This window comes from Vibrio sp. 03_296, assembly GCF_002265885.1.
This window is the reverse complement of sequence record NZ_NPKW01001160.1, coordinates 1-4901: the sequence shown is the minus strand read 5'-3', so window position 1 is coordinate 4901 and position 4901 is coordinate 1. Positions and strand designations below refer to the sequence as shown.

2 protein-coding genes, 2 tRNA genes, 3 rRNA genes and 1 pseudogene are annotated in these 4901 nt (G+C 47.9%); 5 read left to right on the top strand and 3 right to left on the bottom strand.

Annotated features, from left to right (window positions below):
* The 5 genes from CIK04_RS30525 to CIK04_RS30505 all read left to right on the top strand — a co-directional run.
* Positions 1-83, top strand: a 16S ribosomal RNA gene (locus CIK04_RS30525); the annotation flags it as partial.
* Positions 84-150: 67 nt separating this feature from the next.
* Positions 151-226: transfer RNA gene (locus CIK04_RS30520), tRNA-Glu, on the top strand.
* A 280-nt stretch (positions 227-506) separates the two neighbouring features.
* Positions 507-3394 (top strand): 23S ribosomal RNA (locus CIK04_RS30515).
* 89 nt (positions 3395-3483) lie between these two features.
* Positions 3484-3599: ribosomal RNA gene (rrf, locus tag CIK04_RS30510) — 5S ribosomal RNA — on the top strand.
* 30 nt (positions 3600-3629) lie between these two features.
* Positions 3630-3706: transfer RNA gene (locus tag CIK04_RS30505), tRNA-Asp, on the top strand.
* A gap of 1 nt (position 3707) precedes the next feature.
* On the opposite strand, the gene CIK04_RS35885 is transcribed toward CIK04_RS30505, so the two are convergent.
* The 3 genes and pseudogenes from CIK04_RS35885 to pssA form a co-directional block, all read right to left on the bottom strand.
* Positions 3708-3968, bottom strand: coding sequence for a hypothetical protein (locus CIK04_RS35885; RefSeq protein WP_369597207.1), 261 nt, complete (start codon positions 3966-3968; stop codon positions 3708-3710).
* On the bottom strand, positions 3889-4200 hold the full coding sequence (locus tag CIK04_RS33000; RefSeq protein WP_369597205.1) for a helix-turn-helix domain-containing protein: 312 nt from the start codon (positions 4198-4200) through the stop codon (positions 3889-3891). The genes CIK04_RS35885 and CIK04_RS33000 overlap by 80 nt, the downstream gene beginning before the upstream one ends.
* Positions 4201-4467: 267 nt before the next feature.
* A pseudogene (gene pssA, locus CIK04_RS30495) lies at positions 4468-4901 on the bottom strand (CDP-diacylglycerol--serine O-phosphatidyltransferase); the annotation flags it as partial.

Below are 4901 nucleotides of genomic sequence, written 5' to 3'. Positions count from 1 at the left end.
CGCTCACCACTTTGTGGTTCATGACTGGGGTGAAGTCGTAACAAGGTAGCGCTAGGGGAACCTGGCGCTGGATCACCTCCTTATACGATGATTATTGCGATGAGTGTTCACACAGATTGATATGGTTTAGAAAGTTTAGAGTATCTTAGTGTCCCGTTCGTCTAGAGGCCTAGGACACCGCCCTTTCACGGCGGTAACAGGGGTTCGACTCCCCTACGGGATACCATCTTTAAGCATTCTTACGAGTGTGTTTAAACATGGTTTTCATTAGAAAATCTGCTCTTTAACAATTTGGAAAGCTGACAAAACAACAATTTATTGTTGTTTGTAAAGTTCTCAATGTTTGTCTTTAAGACAAACACCAACAAAYACATTCAAGTGTTCTTGGGAATGTCACTGTTTAGTGACTATTCGAAATTGAGTCCGGCAAAATCAACGCTATCTCGCTCATTCAAATAATGAGATAGCAACTTTGGTTGTTTAACAAAGACCCTTTGGGGTTGTATGGTTAAGTGACTAAGCGTRCACGGTGGATGCCTTGGCAGTCAGAGGCGATGAAGGACGTAGTAACTTGCGATAAGCGTAGATGAGGCAGTAACAGCCACTTGAGTCTACGATTTCCGAATGGGGAAACCCACTGGCATAAGCCAGTATCATTGAGTGAATACATAGCTCAATGAAGCGAACCGGGAGAACTGAAACATCTAAGTACCCCGAGGAAAAGAAATCAACCGAGATTCCGAAAGTAGCGGCGAGCGAAATTGGATTAGCCCTTAAGCTTTACATGTGTTAGACGAACGGTCTGGAAAGTCCGACGATACAGGGTGATAGTCCCGTAGTTGACGATGCATGTTCAGTGAAATCGAGTAGGGCGGGACACGTGTTATCCTGTCTGAATATGGGGGGACCATCCTCCAAGGCTAAATACTCCTGACTGACCGATAGTGAACCAGTACCGTGAGGGAAAGGCGAAAAGAACCCCTGTGAGGGGAGTGAAATAGAACCTGAAACCGTGTACGTACAAGCAGTAGGAGCACCTTCRTGGTGTGACTGCGTACCTTTTGTATAATGGGTCAGCGACTTATATTCAGTGGCAAGGTTAACCATCTAGGGGAGCCGTAGGGAAACCGAGTCTTAACTGGGCGYCATAGTCTCTGGATATAGACCCGAAACCGAGTGATCTAGCCATGGGCAGGTTGAAGGTTGAGTAACATCAACTGGAGGACCGAACCGACTAATGTTGAAAAATTAGCGGATGACTTGTGGCTAGGGGTGAAAGGCCAATCAAACTCGGAGATAGCTGGTTCTCCCCGAAAGCTATTTAGGTAGCGCCTCGGACGAATACTACTGGGGGTAGAGCACTGTTAAGGCTAGGGGGTCATCCCGACTTACCAACCCTTTGCAAACTCCGAATACCAGTAAGTACTATCCGGGAGACACACGGCGGGTGCTAACGTCCGTCGTGGAGAGGGAAACAACCCAGACCGCCAGCTAAGGTCCCAAATTACAGCTAAGTGGGAAACGATGTGGGAAGGCTTAGACAGCTAGGATGTTGGCTTAGAAGCAGCCATCATTTAAAGAAAGCGTAATAGCTCACTAGTCGAGTCGGCCTGCGCGGAAGATGTAACGGGGCTAAGTTGTAAACCGAAGCTGCGGCAATGTTCTATGAACATTGGGTAGGGGAGCGTTCTGTAAGCCGTTGAAGGTGTGTTGTAAAGCATGCTGGAGGTATCAGAAGTGCGAATGCTGACATGAGTAACGACAAGGGGGGTGAAAAACCTCCCCGCCGGAAGAYCAAGGGTTCCTGTCCAACGTTAATCGGGGCAGGGTAAGTCGACCCCTAAGGCGAGGCTGAAAAGCGTAGTCGATGGGAAACGGGTTAATATTCCCGTACTTCTTACAATTGCGATGGGGGGACGGAGAAGGCTAGGTGGGCCTGGCGACGGTTGTCCAGGTTCAAGTGCGTAGGCTGAGTGTTTAGGTAAATCCGGAYACTCTTAAGGCTGAGACACGACGTCGAGCTACTACGGTAGTGAAGTCATTGATGCCATGCTTCCAGGAAAAGCCTCTAAGCTTCAGATTGTAAGGAATCGTACCCCAAACCGACACAGGTGGTCGGGTAGAGAATACCAAGGCGCTTGAGAGAACTCGGGTGAAGGAACTAGGCAAAATGGTACCGTAACTTCGGGAGAAGGTACGCTCTTGATGGTGAAGTCCCTTGCGGATGGAGCTGACGAGAGTCGCAGATACCAGGTGGCTGCAACTGTTTATTAAAAACACAGCACTGTGCAAAATCGTAAGATGACGTATACGGTGTGACGCCTGCCCGGTGCCGGAAGGTTAATTGATGGGGTTAGCGTAAGCGAAGCTCTTGATCGAAGCCCCGGTAAACGGCGGCCGTAACTATAACGGTCCTAAGGTAGCGAAATTCCTTGTCGGGTAAGTTCCGACCTGCACGAATGGCGTAATGATGGCCACGCTGTCTCCACCCGAGACTCAGTGAAATTGAAATCGCTGTGAAGATGCAGTGTACCCGCGGCTAGACGGAAAGACCCCGTGAACCTTTACTACAGCTTGGCACTGAACATTGAACCTACATGTGTAGGATAGGTGGGAGGCTTTGAAGACGTGACGCCAGTTGCGTTGGAGCCGTCCTTGAAATACCACCCTTGTATGTTTGATGTTCTAACGTTGGCCCCTAATCGGGGTTGCGGACAGTGCCTGGTGGGTAGTTTGACTGGGGCGGTCTCCTCCCAAAGAGTAACGGAGGAGCACGAAGGTGGGCTAATCACGGTTGGACATCGTGAGGTTAGTGCAATGGCATAAGCCCGCTTAACTGCGAGAATGACGGTTCGAGCAGGTGCGAAAGCAGGTCATAGTGATCCGGTGGTTCTGAATGGAAGGGCCATCGCTCAACGGATAAAAGGTACTCCGGGGATAACAGGCTGATACCGCCCAAGAGTTCATATCGACGGCGGTGTTTGGCACCTCGATGTCGGCTCATCACATCCTGGGGCTGAAGTCGGTCCCAAGGGTATGGCTGTTCGCCATTTAAAGTGGTACGCGAGCTGGGTTTAGAACGTCGTGAGACAGTTCGGTCCCTATCTGCCGTGGGCGTTGGAAGATTGAAGGGGGCTGCTCCTAGTACGAGAGGACCGGAGTGGACGAACCTCTGGTGTTCGGGTTGTGTCGCCAGACGCATTGCCCGGTAGCTAAGTTCGGAATCGATAACCGCTGAAAGCATCTAAGCGGGAAGCGAGCCCTGAGATGAGTCTTCCCTGATACTTTAAGTATCCTGAAGGGTTGTTCGAGACTAGAACGTTGATAGGCAGGGTGTGTAAGCGCTGTGAGGCGTTGAGCTAACCTGTACTAATTGCCCGTGAGGCTTAACCATACAACACCCAAAGGGTTTTGATGGACTCAAAGCAAGAACGAATTGAATGTGTAGAGAACGCAAACAGCTTTCCGAATTTTAAGAATTTGCTTGGCGACCATAGCGTTTTGGACCCACCTGAACCCATTCCGAACTCAGAAGTGAAACGAAATAGCGTCGATGGTAGTGTGGGGTTTCCCCATGTGAGAGTAGAACATCGCCAGGCTTTTAATTTAGACTTAGGTCTAACCAGTGCGGAGCGGTAGTTCAGTTGGTTAGAATACCGGCCTGTCACGCCGGGGGTCGCGGGTTCGAGTCCCGTCCGCTCCGCCACTTATTTAGAAACCCAGTCTTCGGACTGGGTTTTGTCGTTTTCAGCGTGATGAATTTTTCTTTCAAGGGAATGCATCTTGCTCATGTCATACCAATCTGGAAAATTAACTGTCAGGTCTATCCATCTTCTCGARCACATCTGTCTGACTCTGGCCGAACATTCCAAAAAACTCTTCCAAGCCCTACATACTTTGGAGACAATGCCTTCGTAATCCGCAAAAGATGGATTGGCGAGATAGTGTTGTCTTAACCCACTCCACACTTGTTCTATCGGGTTTAGCTCTGGAGAATAGGGTGGGAGCTTGATGATACTGACTTAATTGTTCTCGCTGCTCCGCGTTAAGAAATGCTGGGCGACCCGTTCTTGGTTTCTCTTGCAGTCCTTTAAGCCCTTCTTCAAGGAATGTTTGTACCCATTTATTCACACTGGCTCTGCTTACCTTCAGGAACTTAGCAATTTGGGTTCGAGAGTGACCATCTTTAAAATGGGCCAATGCGAGTAATCACATCTTCATTTGAATAGATTTTTGTTGGCTAGCAAGTTTTTTGAAATCAATGTTATTGAGACTGTCCATAGCGTCATTTATCACGAAGAAGTAACAGCCTCAATTAGATCATCTTTTAGTTAGGTTGATATTATCCTCGCTAGATCGCTATTAAACACCACAGGAGTCTTGCCGTCAATTCGGGGGAGTTACACATATAAAAAAAGCCCAACACGTCGTTGGGCTTAAGTGATGTTTTTAATGTGCCAGTCAATACTAGAGAATTCTCTTTAGTACGCCATCGGCTTTAATGCGAGTGATTTTGCGGACTAACTTCTGAACCACTTCCGGATATTCTTCGACTTTCTCAAGTTGTTTGTATGTACAAATTAACTGAGTGTGCTGGAGAATGTTGTCGACCTCAGAATCAAACTGTTCTGTTAGTTGCGCAAAGTCATCTCTAATCAACAAACGTTTTCGAGACTTCTAACGCCCAAGTCTAGGATTGAGATGTTCCTGTCAGCAGCATGTAGCGTTTATCAACCCAAATACCTTTAAGGTGGAAGCTGTTATCGCCATTCTTTCCAGAGCCGAATAGAAAAGGTTTCTTGCTGCTAATTTGAGCTTCAATAAGACTTTAAGCAAACTTGCGTAGGTTCAAGCTCATATAAATAGGGTAAACCACCAATTCGTTTTGAATTCTTTGTCTG